Source organism: Bradyrhizobium sp. (genome assembly GCF_019242285.1).
GTDB lineage: Bacteria > Pseudomonadota > Alphaproteobacteria > Rhizobiales > Xanthobacteraceae > Bradyrhizobium.
This window is the reverse complement of sequence record NZ_JAFAVV010000312.1, coordinates 1-15344: the sequence shown is the minus strand read 5'-3', so window position 1 is coordinate 15344 and position 15344 is coordinate 1. Positions and strand designations below refer to the sequence as shown.

Annotated in this window: 17 protein-coding genes; 9 read left to right on the top strand and 8 right to left on the bottom strand. The window is 66.2% G+C overall.

Annotated features, from left to right (window positions below):
• The coding region (locus tag JOY90_RS12375) for a cupin domain-containing protein (RefSeq protein WP_291691420.1) at positions 1 to 139 on the top strand (139 nt) is incomplete at its 5' end.
• 3 nt (positions 140 to 142) lie between these two features.
• On the opposite strand, the gene phbB is transcribed toward JOY90_RS12375, so the two are convergent.
• Together phbB and JOY90_RS12365 are read right to left on the bottom strand one after the other, a co-directional pair.
• Positions 143 to 868, bottom strand: coding sequence for an acetoacetyl-CoA reductase (gene phbB / locus JOY90_RS12370; protein WP_291691415.1), 726 nt, complete (start codon positions 866 to 868; stop codon positions 143 to 145).
• A 162-nt stretch (positions 869 to 1030) separates the two neighbouring features.
• Positions 1031 to 2209, bottom strand: a complete 1179-nt coding sequence (locus tag JOY90_RS12365; protein ID WP_291691414.1) for an acetyl-CoA C-acetyltransferase — start codon at positions 2207 to 2209, stop codon at positions 1031 to 1033.
• A 332-nt stretch (positions 2210 to 2541) separates the two neighbouring features.
• Here JOY90_RS12365 and phaR point away from each other — a divergent pair, with 332 nt between their 5' ends.
• Entirely contained in the window at positions 2542 to 3141 is a 600-nt protein-coding gene (gene phaR, locus JOY90_RS12360) for a polyhydroxyalkanoate synthesis repressor PhaR (protein ID WP_291691413.1), read from the top strand.
• A 25-nt stretch (positions 3142 to 3166) separates the two neighbouring features.
• Here the strand turns inward: phaR and JOY90_RS12355 are convergent, their stop codons facing one another.
• Positions 3167 to 4858, bottom strand: coding sequence for a bifunctional diguanylate cyclase/phosphodiesterase (locus JOY90_RS12355; protein WP_291691412.1), 1692 nt, complete (start codon positions 4856 to 4858; stop codon positions 3167 to 3169).
• 276 nt (positions 4859 to 5134) lie between these two features.
• Between JOY90_RS12355 and JOY90_RS12350 the strand changes: the two genes are divergently transcribed.
• Positions 5135 to 5344: a hypothetical protein gene (locus tag JOY90_RS12350; protein WP_291691419.1), complete on the top strand. Its 210-nt coding sequence runs from the start codon at positions 5135 to 5137 to the stop codon at positions 5342 to 5344.
• A gap of 5 nt (positions 5345 to 5349) precedes the next feature.
• On the opposite strand, the gene JOY90_RS12345 is transcribed toward JOY90_RS12350, so the two are convergent.
• From JOY90_RS12345 to JOY90_RS12335, 3 genes are all read right to left on the bottom strand, one after another.
• Positions 5350 to 6129, bottom strand: a complete 780-nt coding sequence (locus JOY90_RS12345) for a hypothetical protein (protein ID WP_367276917.1) — start codon at positions 6127 to 6129, stop codon at positions 5350 to 5352.
• A gap of 148 nt (positions 6130 to 6277) precedes the next feature.
• On the bottom strand, positions 6278 to 6460 hold the full coding sequence (gene rpmF / locus JOY90_RS12340; protein WP_027514553.1) for a 50S ribosomal protein L32: 183 nt from the start codon (positions 6458 to 6460) through the stop codon (positions 6278 to 6280).
• A 158-nt stretch (positions 6461 to 6618) separates the two neighbouring features.
• Entirely contained in the window at positions 6619 to 7239 is a 621-nt protein-coding gene (locus JOY90_RS12335; protein ID WP_291691417.1) for a transglycosylase domain-containing protein, read from the bottom strand.
• A 248-nt stretch (positions 7240 to 7487) separates the two neighbouring features.
• On the opposite strand from JOY90_RS12335, the gene JOY90_RS12330 reads away from it, so the two are divergent.
• Positions 7488 to 8411 (top strand): polyprenyl synthetase family protein, encoded by a 924-nt coding sequence (locus tag JOY90_RS12330; RefSeq protein WP_291691411.1) that lies wholly within the window; start codon positions 7488 to 7490, stop codon positions 8409 to 8411.
• Positions 8412 to 8433: 22 nt separating this feature from the next.
• Complete coding sequence (locus JOY90_RS12325) at positions 8434 to 9126, top strand: DUF1345 domain-containing protein (RefSeq protein WP_291691410.1); 693 nt, start codon at positions 8434 to 8436, stop codon at positions 9124 to 9126.
• A 10-nt stretch (positions 9127 to 9136) separates the two neighbouring features.
• Here JOY90_RS12325 and JOY90_RS12320 read toward each other — a convergent pair whose 3' ends face one another.
• Complete coding sequence (locus JOY90_RS12320) at positions 9137 to 11050, bottom strand: caspase family protein (protein ID WP_291691409.1); 1914 nt, start codon at positions 11048 to 11050, stop codon at positions 9137 to 9139.
• Between the two features lie 207 nt (positions 11051 to 11257).
• Here JOY90_RS12320 and JOY90_RS12315 point away from each other — a divergent pair, with 207 nt between their 5' ends.
• The 4 genes from JOY90_RS12315 to JOY90_RS12300 all read left to right on the top strand — a co-directional run bounded on the left by JOY90_RS12315 (position 11258) and on the right by JOY90_RS12300 (position 15124).
• Positions 11258 to 11629, top strand: a complete 372-nt coding sequence (locus tag JOY90_RS12315; RefSeq protein WP_291691408.1) for a nuclear transport factor 2 family protein — start codon at positions 11258 to 11260, stop codon at positions 11627 to 11629.
• Between the two features lie 15 nt (positions 11630 to 11644).
• Positions 11645 to 13252 (top strand): Na+/H+ antiporter, encoded by a 1608-nt coding sequence (locus tag JOY90_RS12310; RefSeq protein ID WP_291691407.1) that lies wholly within the window; start codon positions 11645 to 11647, stop codon positions 13250 to 13252.
• A 210-nt stretch (positions 13253 to 13462) separates the two neighbouring features.
• Complete coding sequence (locus JOY90_RS12305) at positions 13463 to 13600, top strand: hypothetical protein (protein WP_291691406.1); 138 nt, start codon at positions 13463 to 13465, stop codon at positions 13598 to 13600.
• Positions 13601 to 13747: 147 nt separating this feature from the next.
• Positions 13748 to 15124: an inorganic phosphate transporter gene (locus tag JOY90_RS12300; RefSeq protein ID WP_291691405.1), complete on the top strand. Its 1377-nt coding sequence runs from the start codon at positions 13748 to 13750 to the stop codon at positions 15122 to 15124.
• Here JOY90_RS12300 and JOY90_RS12295 read toward each other — a convergent pair.
• Positions 15109 to 15324: a hypothetical protein gene (locus JOY90_RS12295; protein ID WP_291691416.1), complete on the bottom strand. Its 216-nt coding sequence runs from the start codon at positions 15322 to 15324 to the stop codon at positions 15109 to 15111. The two genes, JOY90_RS12300 and JOY90_RS12295, sit on opposite strands and share 16 nt — an antisense overlap.
• Positions 15325 to 15344: the final 20 nt, after the last annotated feature.

Here is a 15344-nt window from a genome sequence, read left to right as displayed (position 1 = left end):
GCGCCCGCAGGCGATCGTGCCGGCGTCGGCCTGGCAGAGCGCGCAGACGACCGGCGACTGGACGCTGGTCGGCTGCACCGTCGCGCCGGGCTTCGAGTTCGCGGGCTTCGAGCTCGCGCCGGCAGCGTGGGAGCCGTGAACATCAGGCCATGTACTGGCCGCCATTGATGGTCAGCGTCGAGCCGGTGATGGCGCCGGCCTCGTCGGAGGCGAGAAACACCACCGCGCGCGCGATCTCCTCGGGCTCACCGAGCCGGCCGATCGGGATCAGCGGCAGGATGGCCTTCTCCAGCACGTCCTTCGGCACCGCCTGCACCATCTCGGTATTGATGTAGCCCGGACAGATCGCGTTGACCGTGATGCCGCCCTTGGCGTTCTCCAGCGCCAGCGCCTTGGTGAAGCCGATGTCGCCGGCCTTCGCCGCCGAATAGTTGACCTGGCCGAACTGGCCCTTCTGCCCGTTGATCGACGAAATGTTGATGACGCGGCCGAACTTGCGCCCGCGCATGCCCTCGATCACCTGGCGCGTCATGTTGAACAGCGAGCCGAGATTGGTATTGATCACGGCATTCCATTGCTCGAGCGTCATCTTGTGAAAGGCCGTGTCGCGCGTGATGCCGGCATTGTTGATCAGCACCTCGACCGGGCCGAGATCGGCCTCGACCTTCTTGACGCCGTCGGCGCACGCGTCGAACGAGCTGACGTCCCATTTGTAGACGGCGATACCGGTCTCGGTCTTGAATTTCTCCGCCGCCGCATCGTTGCCCGCATAATTGGCGGCTACCTTGTAGCCGGCGTCGTGCAGCGCCTTGCAGATCGCCGCGCCGATTCCCCGCGTCCCTCCCGTGACCAACGCAACCCGTGCCATGACGTGTCCTTCCCTTCGCTGGAACTGAGTTGTTACTTAACCATGGATTATGCGAGTGATTTGACGAGCATCAAGAACAAAACGCCCGGAACGGCGTCCGGGCGTTTCTAAGCGACGGGTGTGCGGGTGCGAAGAGGTATTATTTCGCAAATCGCCGAAGTTTTAGTCGCGTGCGATGCACATCGCGATACCCATGCCGCCGCCGATGCAGAGCGTCGCCAGGCCCTTCTTGGCGTCGCGCTTCTGCATCTCGTGCAGCAGCGTGACCAGGACGCGCGCTCCCGAGGCGCCGATCGGGTGGCCGATGGCGATCGCCCCGCCATTGACGTTGACCTTCGAGGTATCCCAGCCGAGGTCCTTGTTGACCGCGCAGGCCTGCGCCGCGAAGGCCTCGTTGGCCTCGATCAGGTCGAGGTCGGCGATGTTCCAGCCGGCCTTCTTCAGCGCCGCGCGCGAGGACGGAATCGGGCCCGTGCCCATGATCTTCGGATCGACGCCGGCGTGGGCCCAGGAGACGATCCGCGCGAGCGGCTTCTTGCCTTCCTTGGCCGCCTGCCTGGCGGTCATCAGCACCACCGCGGCGGCGCCGTCATTGATGCCGGACGCGCTGCCGGCGGTGACGGTGCCGTCCTTCTCGAACGCCGGCCGCAGCTTGGCCATCGCTTCCAGCGTGGCGCCATGGCGCGGATATTCGTCGGCGTCGACCACCACGTCGCCCTTGCGGGTCTTGATGGTGACCGGGACGATCTCCTCCTTGAACCTGCCGGCCTTCTGGGCCGCCTCGGCCTTCTGCTGCGAAGAGACGGCGAACTCGTCCTGCTGCGCGCGGGTGATCTGGTACTGCTTGGCGACGTTCTCGGCGGTGTTGCCCATGTGATAACCGTTGAAGGCGTCCCACAGGCCGTCCCTGATCATGGTGTCGACGAACTCGATGCCGCCCATCTTGACGCCGCCGCGCAGATATTGCGCGTGGGGGGCCATGCTCATCGATTCCTGGCCGCCGGCGACCACGACGTCGGAGTCGCCGTTCATCAGCGCCTGGTAGCCGAGCGCCACCGCGCGCAGGCCCGAACCGCAGAGCTGGTTCACTCCCCAGGCCGGGCTTTCCACCGGAATGCCGGCGGAGATCGAAGCCTGGCGGGCCGGATTCTGACCCTGGGCCGCGGTCAGGATCTGGCCCATGATCACCTCGGACACCTGTCCCGCTTCGACGCCGGCGCGCTCTAGCACGGCCTTGATGGCGACGGCACCGAGATCGTGGGCTGGCATGGTGGCAAACGCGCCGTTGAAACTGCCGACCGGGGTGCGGGCGGCGCTGACGATGACGACATCGTCTGACATGGACATCTCCTGGGCTTTGAAGGACCTGAGTGGGTGGTGGCCTGCAATCGTAAGGCAATATAAGCGCGCTGAGTGGCAGGCCAATCTCGTCCGCCATCCTGTTAACGTCGTTGAGGCATGTCAATCGGCCGAGGGCCGGATTCGTGCCGCGCCGCATTCAAAAATGGCGCTCCTGGGCAATTCCTGAGCGCCGCCATGCTTTTAAATTAACCGTGGCGCACAAAACGGTAGCCGAACGCAATTGGAAATGCTTATTTTATTTCGTTGCGTTGCCCGTCTCCCGCCGGCGGTGCCGTCGGGGTTCCCGTTTTTCCGGTTTGCATGTGTGACCCATGGCAAAAACTGACCAACCCACGACAATCAAGAAATACGCAAACCGGAGGCTGTATAATACCGGGACCTCTACCTACGTGACATTGGAGGATCTGGCCGCGATGGTGAAGGAGGGCGAGGATTTCCTCGTCTACGATGCCAAGAGCGGCGACGACATCACCCGCTCGGTTCTCGCGCAGATCATCTTCGAGCAGGAGAACAAGGCCGGGCAGAACCTGCTGCCGACCACCTTTCTCAGGCAGCTGATCCGCTTCTACGGCGACAGCATGCAGAGGGTGGTGCCGAAATATCTCGAGCAGTCGATCGACACGCTGACGCGCGAGCAGGAGAAATTCCGCAAGCAGATCGCGGACACGTTCTCTGGCACCCCCTTCGCCCCGCTCGAGGAGCAGGTTCGCCGCAACATGGAGCTCTTCCAGCAGACCTTCTCGATGTTCAAGCCGTTCACACCGGCACGCGGCGGCAATGCCGTGGACGGCGAGAAGAAGCCGGAAGGCGCAGGCGGAGAGGACAATATCGACGAGCTTCGCCGCCAGATGAAGGAGATGCAGGACCGGCTCGAGCGGATGTCGAAGGAGCCGCCGAAGACCGAGGAGTAGCTGCGTCGCCTCTCTGCGAACGAAACTATCTCGTCGCCGTCGCGGCTTCGCCGCTCGGGATCTGCCATGGCCGCACGGCGGAGGCGAGCCCGATCAGACGTCCCTGGATGTAGTCACAGCCCCAGTCGTGCAGCAGAGCTGCCGAGGCCTCGTCCTGAACCCATTCGGCAACCGTCTTGATCCCGAGCCGGCGCGAAAGGTCGATCAGCGTCTGCACGAAGGCGCGATCGTCGGCGGCATGCACGATGTTCTGCACGAAGGCGCCGTCGATCTTGACGATGTCCACCCCGAGCTTGCGCAGATTCCGGAACGAGGTGTAGCCGGCGCCGAAATCGTCGATCGCGATCCGGCTGCCGAAATTCTTCAGCCGCGCGACGAAGCCGCGCAGGCCGTCGACATCCTGGATTGCCACCGTCTCGGTGATCTCGACGATCAGGCGCTCGGCGACGCCCGGATGCGCGCGCATCAGCGATTCGATCGAGGCCCACCAGTCCGGATCCATCGTGGTGTCGGGAGAGATGTTGAGGCTGAGCTCGACGCCGGGCGCGGCCGCGAGCTCGGCGATCACGAGTTCGAGCACGCGATGATCGACCAGCCGGATCAGGCCGAGCCGTTCTGCGACAGGCACGATGTCGGGCGCCAGCAGAACCCGTCCGTCGGCCTGCTCCATGCGGACCAGGCACTCGTGGAACGCGCGGGTGCGCGAGCCGAGTTCGACCACGGGCTCGAACGCCAGCACGATGCGCCGCTCGTTCAGCGCGGTGACGATCTCATCGGTGACGCGGATATTGACGCGGCGTTGCGCGTCACGTTCGACATTGGGCCGCCACACGACGAACGAGCCGGCGCGCCGGCGCTTGACGCCGTCGAGTGCCTCCTGCGCGCGGTTGATCGCCTCGTCAGCGCTGCGCGCATGGCGCGGCACGCTGACCGCGCCGATCGAGGCGGTGACCGAGACGGGGCCGGACCTGGTCGGCACCACATCGTCGCGGACACGGGCGAGAAAGCGTTCCGCCGCGACGTTCATGTCGTCGACAGTGCAGTTCTTCAGGATCAATCCGAACTTGTTGCCGGAAAAGCGGCCGAGCACGTCGCCGCCGCGCAGGCGCGCGCGGATGCGTGCGGCGATCTCCGAGATGACGGCATCGGCGACGTCGAAGCCGAAGGCCTCGTTGATGCGCGCCAGCCGATCGATCCCGATCAGCAAAAAGGCGCAGGTCGCGCGGAAGCGCTGCGCCTCCGCGACAGCCGCGGCAAGGGCCGCGATCAGATGGGTGCGGTTCAGCTCGCCGGTCAGCGGATCATGACGTGACAGCTTCAGGAGCTGTTCGTCGCGGGCATGGCGCTCGTTGTTGACGCGGACGATGCCGTGGGCACGCGCCGGCCGGCCGTCGGGGCCGGCAAACCAGCAGCCGGTCTCCTCGATCCAGAGCAGGGGCGCCGACGTGCTGGAGCGAACCCCATATTCGATCCGGTAGGGCGTGCCGTCGCGGCCATGCAGGGGCGGATGGGCAAGCGCGTCGGTCCTGATCGATCGCTCGGGCTCGATCAGCGCGGAGAACGCCTTCCCGCTCGACAGCGCTTCGGGCGCGATGTCCGGAAACACGGCGCCGACCTGATCGGTCCAGACCATGGCGTCGCTGCCAATGTCCCAGACGAAGGCGGCCTGGCCGAGCGAAGCGAGGATGGTCGAGGTCTGCGGGGCCTGGGACGTCACGGTCGCCTCGTTTTGGCACAGGGCCGATGATTCTCGATCTGCAGGATAAGGGGTCTTGAGGTGCCAACCCTAGGTAAACTTGATAAATATTTGGGAAACCATGTCGCACGGAGGCCGACAAATCATCGGCATGGCGATTGCCAGTCCTGAAGTCGCGCGGGCGCGAACGTCTCGAAACGTGACAGTTCAACCGGATGTCGGTTTGCGATGTTAAGGAACGACCAACCAGAGCCGAGTGCGGATGACCGCGACCTCGAAACCGCCTGCACGGCATTGATGCCGCTCGCGGTGCGAACGCAATGCGCCAGCCTTGCGCCGCTGTCCCGTCCCGACCCGACTTTCGTCGCACAATTGATCGCGACGGCCGAGCAGTTGCCGCAGACACGGGTGTATCGCCGCGCCGCGCCGGCCGACGCGCTCAGTGCCTATGGCGCGGGCCAGCGCAAAGCGCCACGGTCCGGCCTCAGGATGCGGCAGATCGCCTGAGCCGATCAGTGCTGCTGCGGCGGCTCCGGCGCGTGGCTTTCCGGCTGCAGCTCCGGGGAAACCACATCGGACGAGGCCTCGCTTCCGGCAACGGCGGGCGTCCCATTCGGGACGCCGTCCGGCTGTGCGGACCGCCGCGCCGGGTGATTCATCAGCACCGATTCGGCAACCGAAGCGGCCGACCGTGTCGAGCTCTTTGGCTCGGGAGCCGGCTCTGGCGCCGGTTCGCGCGCGACCGGCGCGGCAGCTGCCGGAGGTGCGGGTTCTGGAAAATCCGCGGGTTCCCCGACAGGCTCGGCAACGGGCGCAGCCGGCAGGTGTTCGGTCGCTTGGGCCGGCGCGGTCGGAGGCTCGACCTCCGGTGCCGAAGGCGGCACGGCCTGCCGCTGGATAGTGGCGGGTGCGACCGGCGCGGGCCGCCGCGCCCGCAGCGAAATCCCGGTCAGGAAATCCGTCAGCGACAGCAGCGTCAGCAGGAAATAGGTCGACGTGCCGAATTTAGGCCACATCACGAACTCGGCTGCCGCGCAGCCGAACACCACCAGCGACAGCAGGTGGTCGGTGATGTATTTCGCGCCGGGCCGGGCCGCCTTGACGATCTCGAGCAGCAGCAACAAGACGCCGACGGTCAGCAGGATGTCGCTCAGCGTCACCGGCCACAGCACGTGCGACACCAGCGGCAGTTTGAACAGCGTGTCGCCAAACGACACGCTGGGCATCAGAAAAGCGATGATGTTGTAGACCGCGAGCGGAATCAGAAGCAGCGGAAAACCGACCATGGACATCGGGGCGGGGCCTTCGGAGCAAAGGAGAAATCAGCGCTTGTTCCGCAAACGCGACGGCAACGCTCGCCGAGCCTCGCCGCTTAGAACTGTTCTACCCCAATCGTTGGCCGAATTCGGGCAGGACGGCTCCGCCGCCAGACTTCTGCCTTCACGATTCCTTTTTCTTGAGGACCTGCCGTCCCTTGTACATGCCCGTCTTCAGGTCGAGGTGATGCGGACGGCGCAGCTCGCCGGAATCCTTGTCCTCGACATAGGCGGGCTTCTTGATCGCATCGGCCGAGCGGCGCATGCCACGGCGCGACGGCGAAGTCTTTCGTCTGGGAACGGCCATAACGGTTGTCCTCTAGGGGTGTCTTTTGGGGCATCGTCCGACCGTGCGCGGCAGCGGCCACGGCGCGCGGACTGGGATGCCAGTCAAGGCCGCGCTTATAGAGGATGGGCCTGGGTAAAGCTAGGGCCATCGGATCGCAAAGCAGCGCGAAAATGCGCTCAATATCGCCGAACTTCGTCCCAGCACCGCGAGAGACCCGCGGCTTGCGCGCGCGCCATGTAGGTTCCGGCCAGGCGCCGCACGCCCGGACCGGGATTGCGGGCGCTGCGCAGATGCGGATTGGGCAGGATGGCCGCGAGCAGCGCCGCCTCGCGCGGCGACAGCGTCGCGGCCGAGCGGCCGAACGCATAGAAGCTGCCGGCCTCCGCGCCGAACTGGCCTGCGGGGCCGAGCTCTGCGACGTTCAGGTAGATTTCGAGAATGCGCTCCTTGGGCAGCACCGCATCGATCCACAGCGCCAGCGGAAACTCGAACAGCTTGCGGACCACTCCCGGCAGCGGCCACAAGAAGAGGTTCTTGGCTACCTGCTGGGTGATGGTGGAGGCGCCGCGCAGGTCTTCGCCATCCTCGGCGTCCAGAATGGCCTCGTGCAGCGCGCCCCAATCGATGCCGTGATGGCTGCAGAAATGCGCGTCCTCGGACGCCACCACCGAGCGTGGCAGGTAAGGAGAGATCTCCGCGAAATCGATCCACTGCCGCTGCACCGGCACTCCCATCACCGCCCGCCACGCCATCGGCGCCGAAACCGGATGGCCGACCCGGTAGAAGAGCGTCAGCATATAGGGCAGGGCGAGCGCAACCAGCAGAACCAGCAGCAGGCCCCGCAACAGGCGCGAGACGAATGTCCGGGCCTGGGACCGTGGCGCGCCGCACAGATCGTTCGCTTCGCTTGCTGGTATCTCGGCCATCATTCCCCGGATTATCGCGCAGTTTGGGGCCTTTTCGCGCGTCGCCGCGCGATTGACGAAGCCCCGTTCATCAACGATTGTCCGCCCGCATTTGACTTGGATCCCTTGGAGCCCACTGGATGACTGCCCCCAGCCCGACCGATTTTGGCAAGCGACTGGACAAGACCGCGGAGGATACCGAAGCCCAGCTCGCGCAATTGCTGGCGGATGCGCCCCTGCCCGACGAGATCGTCCGCCCGAAGCGGCTGATCGAGGCGATGCGCTATTCGAGCCTTGGCGGCGGCAAGCGGCTGCGGCCGTTCCTGGTGGTCGAGAGCGCGGCGGTGTTCGGCGTAAAATACGAGGCGGCGCTGCTCGCGGGCGCAGCCCTCGAATGCATCCACTGCTATTCCCTGATCCATGACGACCTGCCGGCGATGGACAACAGCGACCTGCGCCGCGGCCGTCCCACTCTGCACAAGGCCTATGACGATGCCACCGCGATCCTGGCCGGCGACGCGCTGCTCACAATTGCCTTCGATATCGTCACCCGCGACGAGATCCATTCCGAGCCCACGGTCCGGCTGCTGCTGACCCGGGCGCTGGCGCGTGCCGCCGGAATCGGCGGCATGGCCGGCGGCCAGATGCTGGACCTCGCCGGCGAGGGCCGGTTCGGCGACCGCGAGCCGGTCGACGTGGCGCGGCTGCAGCAGATGAAGACCGGGGCGCTGCTGCGTTTCGGCTGCATCGCGGGTGCGATTCTCGGGCAGGCCTCTCGAAGCGAATACCAGGCGCTCGACGATTTCGGCCGCGCGCTCGGCGAAGCCTTCCAGATCGCCGACGACCTGCTCGACGTCGAAAGCGACGCCGCGACCCTGGGCAAGCCCGCCGGCGCGGATGCGGAGCTCGGCAAGACCACCTTCGTCACCCAGCTCGGCATCGAGGGCGCCAAGCAGCGCGTGCGTGACCTGCTCGCCCGTGGCGACGCGGCGCTCTCGATGTTCGGCGCCCGGGGCGAGGTGCTGCGCGCCGCCGCGCGCTTCGTCGCGGAGCGCAAAAACTAGCGCTCCAGGCGCCGGGGGGAACATGGCCAGCGATGAGTTCGAGCAGCGCCTGGCCCGGTTTCGGCGATTGCCGAGACCGATCCGCATCGTCAGATCGCGCCCGCGGACCTTCATCTCGGCCGCGATTGGAGTCCTCACCGCCCTGCTGCTGCCGGCGTCTTTCCGCGGCGTCACTCGGGCGCTGATCGGCTGGGACAGCTTCATCGCGCTATACCTGATCCTCGTCTACCTCATGATGCTGTTCGGCAGCGAGCACGGGCGCATCCGCTACAACGCCGCGCGGCAGGACGACGGCCGCTTCGTGATCCTGATGGTCGCTACCCTTGGTGCCTTCGCCTCGATCGCCGCGATCGTGTTCGAGCTCGGCGCCTCGCACCGCGGCGCGGCGGAGCTGACGATCGCCACCGCCACCATCGCGCTGACCTGGGCGGCCGTACATACCGCCTTCGCCCTGCACTATGCCCATGAATATTACCGCGGCACGAAGCCGGGCGGGCTGCAGTTCCCGAGTGGCGACAAGCACGATCATGCCGACTACTGGGACTTCGTCTATTTCTCCTTCGTGATCGGCATGACCGCACAGGTCTCCGATGTCGGCATCACCGACAGGATCATCCGCCGCACCGCGACCGTCCACGGCATCATCTCATTCGTCTACAACACCGCCCTGGTCGCGCTGATGGTCAACATCGCTGCCAGCGCGATCTCGAGCTGAACGCGCACGTTCAGCGACAGACCTCGGCGAGGCCGCTGCTCGCCCGCGTCGCGAGCTGCGCATTGTCCTCGATGTGGCAGCCGGGGTTGACCGGACGGCAGTGGAAACCATCGCAGAAGATCTGTCCCGATCCTTGCGCTTGCGAGCGTCGCGGCGCAGCGGGTGGTTGCGGCGGAGCTGGAAGACCCGCGCTGTAACCGGGGCCGAAATTCGGCCGCTCGACCGGCGCGCGGTCGTAGCGATCTTGGCGATCTTGGCGATCCTGCCGGTCGTCGCGGTCCTGGCGCTCGGCCCGCGCGCGACGGGCGCGGCGGTCCTCATCGTCGCGCTTGGCGGTGTCCTTGGTCCTGGCCCGGCGCTTCTCGCATTCACTGTCGTCGTTGAGGAACGAGCCCTCGGCACAGACGATCTTCGCGCATCGGTCGCCGTCGGCCTGGTAGCCGTGGTCGCATTTGAGCGGGCAGACACGCGAGGTCTTCTGCCGGATGGCGTCGAGCGCATCGCCGGAGGCCGCCTTGGTGTCGAATTTCGTGCCGGCATAGCGATTGAACTGCGACAGCGAGCGCTGCGAGGCCGCGTTCCAGTCGCCATCGGCATCGGTGGTGAGACAGCCGACCCGCCGCAACTCCGCCTGCTCGGATCTGGCGAGATCGGCTTGCGGCACGCCCTCGCTCAGGGAGGCGACCTGGGTGGACTTGTCGGCGGTCGCCCGCGGCGAGCCCGTCTCTCCGTTGGCGGGCGGCGCCGGCGCGTCCTCCAGCGCCGCCTTGTCGGCGCGCCTGCGTTCGGCTGCGGCCGCCTGGTCCTGAGCAGCCTGCTTGGCCTTCTCGGCGGCGGCCTGCGCCGCCTCGGCCGCTTTGGCATCGGCGTCCGCCTTGGCCTGGGCTTCCTTGCGCGCGCCTTCGGTGGCGAGCCGGGCGCGCTCCTGCTCGGCGACCTGCGCCTTGGCGATGGCCGCCGCGTGCGCCGCTTCCGCCGTGATCTTGTCGAGCTGCAGCTTGGCGAGGCTCGCGTAGAAGCCATCCGGGTGCTGCGTGAGAAATGCCTCGAATGCGGCCCTGTTGCCGACCTGCAGCGCCAGCTCGTAGTCGTGGCGTATCTCGGCCTGCGGATTGGGAATGCTCTGCACCTGCGGCACCACCTTCGGCATGCCCGGCACCAGTGGCAGATCGTCGCCGCCGAGCGAGCCATAGACGAACGGCTCCTGCCGATTGGCGGTCGCCTTCAACACGTCATCGCGCACGAAACCGAACGCCTTGCGCACGTCGAGCCCCGGCGTGGGCAGATGCCTGGCCAGCGCGATCGTGAACGGGCTGTTGCGACCGGCGCCGTCCTGCGCGGTGGAACCGGCGCGCGCCGAATAGGCGACCAGCGTGTTCGGGCTGGACGGCTCGATCTTGGCAAGCCCGAGTCCGACAGCACGGGTCGCGACCGTGCGCTTCATGCTCTTGGCGAACGGATTGTCGCGGCAGGCGTCGAGAATGACGAGCCGGAGCTGCTTGGCCGGCTCGACCGCGACCATCACGCGATCGAGGGAGAAGGCCTCATCGAACACGTCGGTGTCACGCTCGAGCCGGGCATCGACCGGAATCAGATAGTTCTGGCCGTCGACCTCGAGGCCATGGCCGGCGTAATAGACGATCGCGATATCGGCATCCTGGGCGCGGTCGGCGAATTCGCGCAGCGTGCGCCGCGTGTCCAGGGCGGTGAGGTTGAAACGGGCATCGACGACGTCGAAGCCGGCGTTCCGGAAGGTGTCGGCCATCAGCGCGCCGTCGTTGACGGGATTGGCAAGCTGTCCCGCGTTCTGATAGTTCGCATTGGCGAGCACCAGCGCCACGCGCTTGCTGGCCAGCGCCGGCTGCGACAACAACGCGAGCACGGCCGCCAGCAGGAACCCGCACCATTTGCCAAATCCGGACATCACGACCTCTCGAACCTCGCACCCAATACGGCTATCAGAACAGGAGCCTGCGGCTTGTGAGCCTCGTCACGCAGGTCTCACGATGCTCTGGCAGCATACACCGCCCCATGGTCATTGGTACCGACGCGCCACCACTGGTTCGGCCTTGCCAATCACGATTTTCCGGCCAAGATTTGATCGACACATCAGCAAAGGGGTCCCGATACCATGAGCGACCGTTCCAGCGTCGAAGCCGTGGTGCAAACCTATTTCGACGGGCTGTATGAGGGCGACGCCGACAAGCTCGCCGCCGCGTTCCATCCCTCGGCCGACCTGCGCTGGGTGGAAAAAGGGGAACTCAAGATCCTCACCGTGCCGGATTGGCTCGCCTGGGTCCGCAAGCGTCCCTCCGGCAAGGCCGAGGGCAAGCCGCGGGAGGATTTCATCGTCACCATCGATCGCTCCGACGACGCCACCGCCTTCATCAAGGTGCGCTGCCAGTTGCCGCCGCGCTATTTCACCGACTATCTAGTGGCGATGAAGCTCGCCGACGGCTGGCAGATCGTCTCGAAATCCTATCGCTACGACCTGCGCGAGTGACCGCATCGCGCGGAGATGGAAGCCACGTTCCAGATCCTGCTGATCCTGCTCGCGGTGCTGGCAGGCACCGCGGTGCTGGCCCGCAGGGTCGACATCGCGCCGGCGATTCTCCTGATGGTGGCCGGCATCGGTCTCGCCTTCGTGCCCGGCATGCCGCCGCTGGAGCTGCCGCCGCAGGTCGTGCTGCTCCTGGTGCTGCCGCCCCTGATCTATTCGGCGAGCGTCGCGATGAGCTGGCGCGAGTTCCGGCACAATCTGCGGCCGATCATCCTGCTCGCGGTCGGATGCGTCATCTTCACCGCGGGCGCGGTCGCCGCCGTCTCCCATTACGTGATCGGTCTGCCCTGGGATGTCGGGTTCCTGCTCGGTGCCATCGTTGCGCCGCCCGACGCGGTCGCCCCGCTCGCGATCGCCCGCCGGCTCGGCATCCCCCGTCGCATTCTCGTCGTGCTGGAGGGCGAGGGGCTCGCCAATGACGCCACCGCGCTGATCCTCTATCGTTTTGCAACCGTCGCGATCGCAACCGGCATGTTCTCGCTGCCGAAGGCGCTTGGCATGTTTGGCGGCATCGTCATCGGCGAGGTGCTGTACGGCGCGTTCGTCGGATGGGCCAGCCTGCGGCTGCGACATTATGCCCGCGAGCCGCGGGCCGAGATCACGCTGTCGTTGATCACGCCCTATCTCGCCTACTGGGTTCCCGAGCATCTCGGAGGCTCCGGCGTGATCGCAGCCGTGGCCTGCGGCCTCTACATGAGCTGGAACGGCCCGCTCTGGATCTCCTCGGCGACGCGGTTGCAGGGCATCTTCTTCTGGGACCTCGTGATCTACCTGATCGAGGGCCTTCTGTTCCTGCTGACTGGCTTCCAGATGCGCTCGCTGTTCGAGAAATCGAAGGCGTTCCCGCTGCAGGAGATCCTGGTCGCGATCGCGCTGGTGACGGCGATCGTCATCATCGCGCGCTTCGTCTGGGTCTACCCCGCGACCTATCTGCCGCGAGTCTTCAGCAGGAGCCTGCGCGAGCGCGATCCGTCGCCGCCCTGGCGCTGGGTGTTCATCCTGTCCTTCGCCGGCGTGCGCGGCGCCGTCTCGCTCGCCGCAGCGCTCGCGCTGCCGTTCGCGCTGGACGACGGCAGCCCGTTCCCGCACCGCGACCTGATCCTGTTCGTCGCCTTCGGCGTCATCTTCATCACGCTGGTGGGGCTCGGGCTCAGCCTGCCGATCGTGGTGCGGTGGCTCGGCGTCGCCGACGCCGCGCGGGGCGAGCATGTCGCCGAGCACGGCGCCGAGATCGCGGCGCGGCGCGAGGCATTGGAGGCCGCGCTGAAATCGCTCGATGCCATCACCGAGCAGCGCGAGATTTCCGACGAGGTCGTCAAGGTGTTGCGCGCCCGTCACGAGATCCGCGCGAGCCAGCTGCCGGACTCGCTCGATCCCGACGCGCACGACGTCTCCGCGGAAGGCACCGAGCTGACGCGGGAATTGATCGCGGCGGAGCGCAAATTCGTCCATGTGCTGCTGCGCGACGGCAAGATCACCGACGAGAGCCGGCGGCGGATCGAGCGCGACCTCGACCTGGAAGAGGCGAGCCTCGCCAACCGCGAATACCGCGAGACGCCGCTGTGAGCGGCGACTGCGGGCGATGATCCGTGGCGAACCCGATCGCGGTTCGTCAGCGCGCTGTTGCGTGCCTTGCCGTCGGGCATCGATGGTATCGCTGTGCTCCGCCCATCCTCCGGTGCCAAATCGTGGCAGGCGCCGCCGTCACCAAAAATTCGTGGAACCGGCGACCGCCGAGGACGCTTGGGCGATGAACCCTGCAGGAGATTTCCCATCATGAGCAAGGCCAACGCGATCGCGCTCATCGTCATCATCCTGGTCCTGTGCGCCGGCGCCGCCGCGCTCTACCGGCTCGATACCGGACGGGGCGATCGCACCAGCGGCAGTGTCTCGGCGCGGTCGGCGTCCGACTAGCCGTGTCATCGGGTGGCGCTTCGCGCGGAACTGGTGGCTCGCAATGACGGTTGCGCAAGCGAACGCCTGCCCCACGAAAGTTTTATGACACCGGAACGTCCCGTGCCGGCGAGAGCTAACTCACTGGCTCACTGGAAATCCGACATCATGTTCGCTCATTTGACGCAAGGATCGCCGGAAACCATCGCGATCCTCACCTTTTGCTTCGTCCTCGTGCTGTTCTTCGAGTTCTCGAACGGCTTCCACGATACTGCGAACGCCGTCGCAACCGTGATCTACACCAATTCGTTGCGGCCCGTCGTCGCGGTGGTCTGGTCCGGCATCATGAACTTCATCGGCGTCATCGCGGGCGGCATCGCGGTCGCCTATGCGCTGGTCGAGCTGATTCCGCCCGAGGTGCTTTCCCCGCCCGACGGCAGCCTCGCCGCCGGCCTGCTGGTCGCCGTGTTCGTCGCGGCGCTCCTGTGGAACGTCGGGACCTGGTATTTCGGCATCCCCAATTCGAGCTCGCATGCGTTGATCGGCGCGCTGATCGGCATAGCACTCGAAGTCGCGCTCACGCGTGACGCCGGCGGGCTCGGCATCGAATGGGCCCAGGTCTGGAGCGTGCTCGGCTCCCTCCTGGTCTCGCCGGTCCTGGGCTTCGTGCTGGCCCTCATCCTGTTCCGGCTGTTCAGGCTGTTCCTGCACCAGAAGGCGCTCTACGAGCGGCCGCCGCGCGACGAACCTCCGGTGTGGTGGATGCGATGGCTGTTGATCCTGACCTGCACCGGCGTCTCCTTCTCCCACGGCACCAATGACGGCCAGAAGAGCATCGGACTCATCATGCTGACCATCATCGGACTGATGCCTGCGAGCTACGCCCTGAACCTCGAGATGAATCGGGACCAGATCACCAAGGCTGCGGGTGCGATGCAGTCGACCGCCGCCCTGATCGAGCGATCCGGCGGGGCGAGAAAGTCCGACGGCGCGGCTGCGGCGCGGGCGCTCGGCTCGCGCCTGGCGGACCTCTCCAGCATCAGCGACATTCCGCCGGACGAGCGTTCCGCGCGCCGCAATGATCTGAACCATACGCTCGCAGGACTGCGCGATGTCCAGGCAAACAAGGCTGCACCTGAAGCTGACAGGAAGCAGGCCAAAGCTGCCCATGACGAGCTCATGCGCACGGTGCAATATGCGCCCTGGTGGGTCCGAGTCCTCAGCGCGCTCTGTCTCGGCCTCGGCACCATGGTGGGCTATCGCCGCATCGTGAAGACGCTCGGCGAAAGGCTGGGCAAGTCCCATCTCGTCCCCGCGCAGGGCGCGTCCGCCGAACTCGTCGCCGCGAGCCTGATCGGGTTCGCCGGGTTCACGGGCTACCCCGTCAGCACGACCCATGTGGTGACCGGCGGAATCGCCGGCACGATGGTCGGCTCCGGCGCCGGCGTTCAACGCAGGACCGTGTGGATGATTGCGGCAGCCTGGATCCTGACCCTGCCGGCCACCATCCTGCTGTCCTGCGGCCTGTTCTATCTGTTGTCTTGAATCTGACGCTCGGCCTTCCGCGCGGCCCGAAAGTCGTCGAGATGATCGACGTTCGGTCCGAACGCCGCCTCCTTGGCAAGCAGATGATAGACCCGCGCCACCGTGCGCTGCTTGTACTTGAGGCGTCCGAATGGCAGCGACCGGGCCCTGCGGACCGCGGCGACGGCATGTGCCTTGAAGTAATCATAGGCGTCGGACATGACGTAACAACGCGGGAGGC

What these genes read in the sequence shown, in the direction of transcription:
- phbB (WP_291691415.1), bottom strand. Translation starts at nt 868, where the DNA reads ATGGCACGGGTTGCGTTGGTCACGGGAGGGACGCGGGGAATCGGCGCG.
- JOY90_RS12365 (WP_291691414.1), bottom strand. Translation starts at nt 2,209, where the DNA reads ATGTCAGACGATGTCGTCATCGTCAGCGCCGCCCGCACCCCGGTCGGC.
- phaR (WP_291691413.1), top strand. Translation starts at nt 2,542, where the DNA reads ATGGCAAAAACTGACCAACCCACGACAATCAAGAAATACGCAAACCGG.
- JOY90_RS12350 (WP_291691419.1), top strand. Translation starts at nt 5,135, where the DNA reads ATGCCGCTCGCGGTGCGAACGCAATGCGCCAGCCTTGCGCCGCTGTCC.
- JOY90_RS12345 (WP_367276917.1), bottom strand. Translation starts at nt 6,129, where the DNA reads ATGTCCATGGTCGGTTTTCCGCTGCTTCTGATTCCGCTCGCGGTCTAC.
- rpmF (WP_027514553.1), bottom strand. Translation starts at nt 6,460, where the DNA reads ATGGCCGTTCCCAGACGAAAGACTTCGCCGTCGCGCCGTGGCATGCGC.
- JOY90_RS12335 (WP_291691417.1), bottom strand. Translation starts at nt 7,239, where the DNA reads ATGCTGACGCTCTTCTACCGGGTCGGCCATCCGGTTTCGGCGCCGATG.
- JOY90_RS12330 (WP_291691411.1), top strand. Translation starts at nt 7,488, where the DNA reads ATGACTGCCCCCAGCCCGACCGATTTTGGCAAGCGACTGGACAAGACC.
- JOY90_RS12325 (WP_291691410.1), top strand. Translation starts at nt 8,434, where the DNA reads ATGGCCAGCGATGAGTTCGAGCAGCGCCTGGCCCGGTTTCGGCGATTG.
- JOY90_RS12320 (WP_291691409.1), bottom strand. Translation starts at nt 11,050, where the DNA reads ATGTCCGGATTTGGCAAATGGTGCGGGTTCCTGCTGGCGGCCGTGCTC.
- JOY90_RS12315 (WP_291691408.1), top strand. Translation starts at nt 11,258, where the DNA reads ATGAGCGACCGTTCCAGCGTCGAAGCCGTGGTGCAAACCTATTTCGAC.
- JOY90_RS12310 (WP_291691407.1), top strand. Translation starts at nt 11,645, where the DNA reads ATGGAAGCCACGTTCCAGATCCTGCTGATCCTGCTCGCGGTGCTGGCA.
- JOY90_RS12305 (WP_291691406.1), top strand. Translation starts at nt 13,463, where the DNA reads ATGAGCAAGGCCAACGCGATCGCGCTCATCGTCATCATCCTGGTCCTG.
- JOY90_RS12300 (WP_291691405.1), top strand. Translation starts at nt 13,748, where the DNA reads ATGTTCGCTCATTTGACGCAAGGATCGCCGGAAACCATCGCGATCCTC.
- JOY90_RS12295 (WP_291691416.1), bottom strand. Translation starts at nt 15,324, where the DNA reads ATGTCCGACGCCTATGATTACTTCAAGGCACATGCCGTCGCCGCGGTC.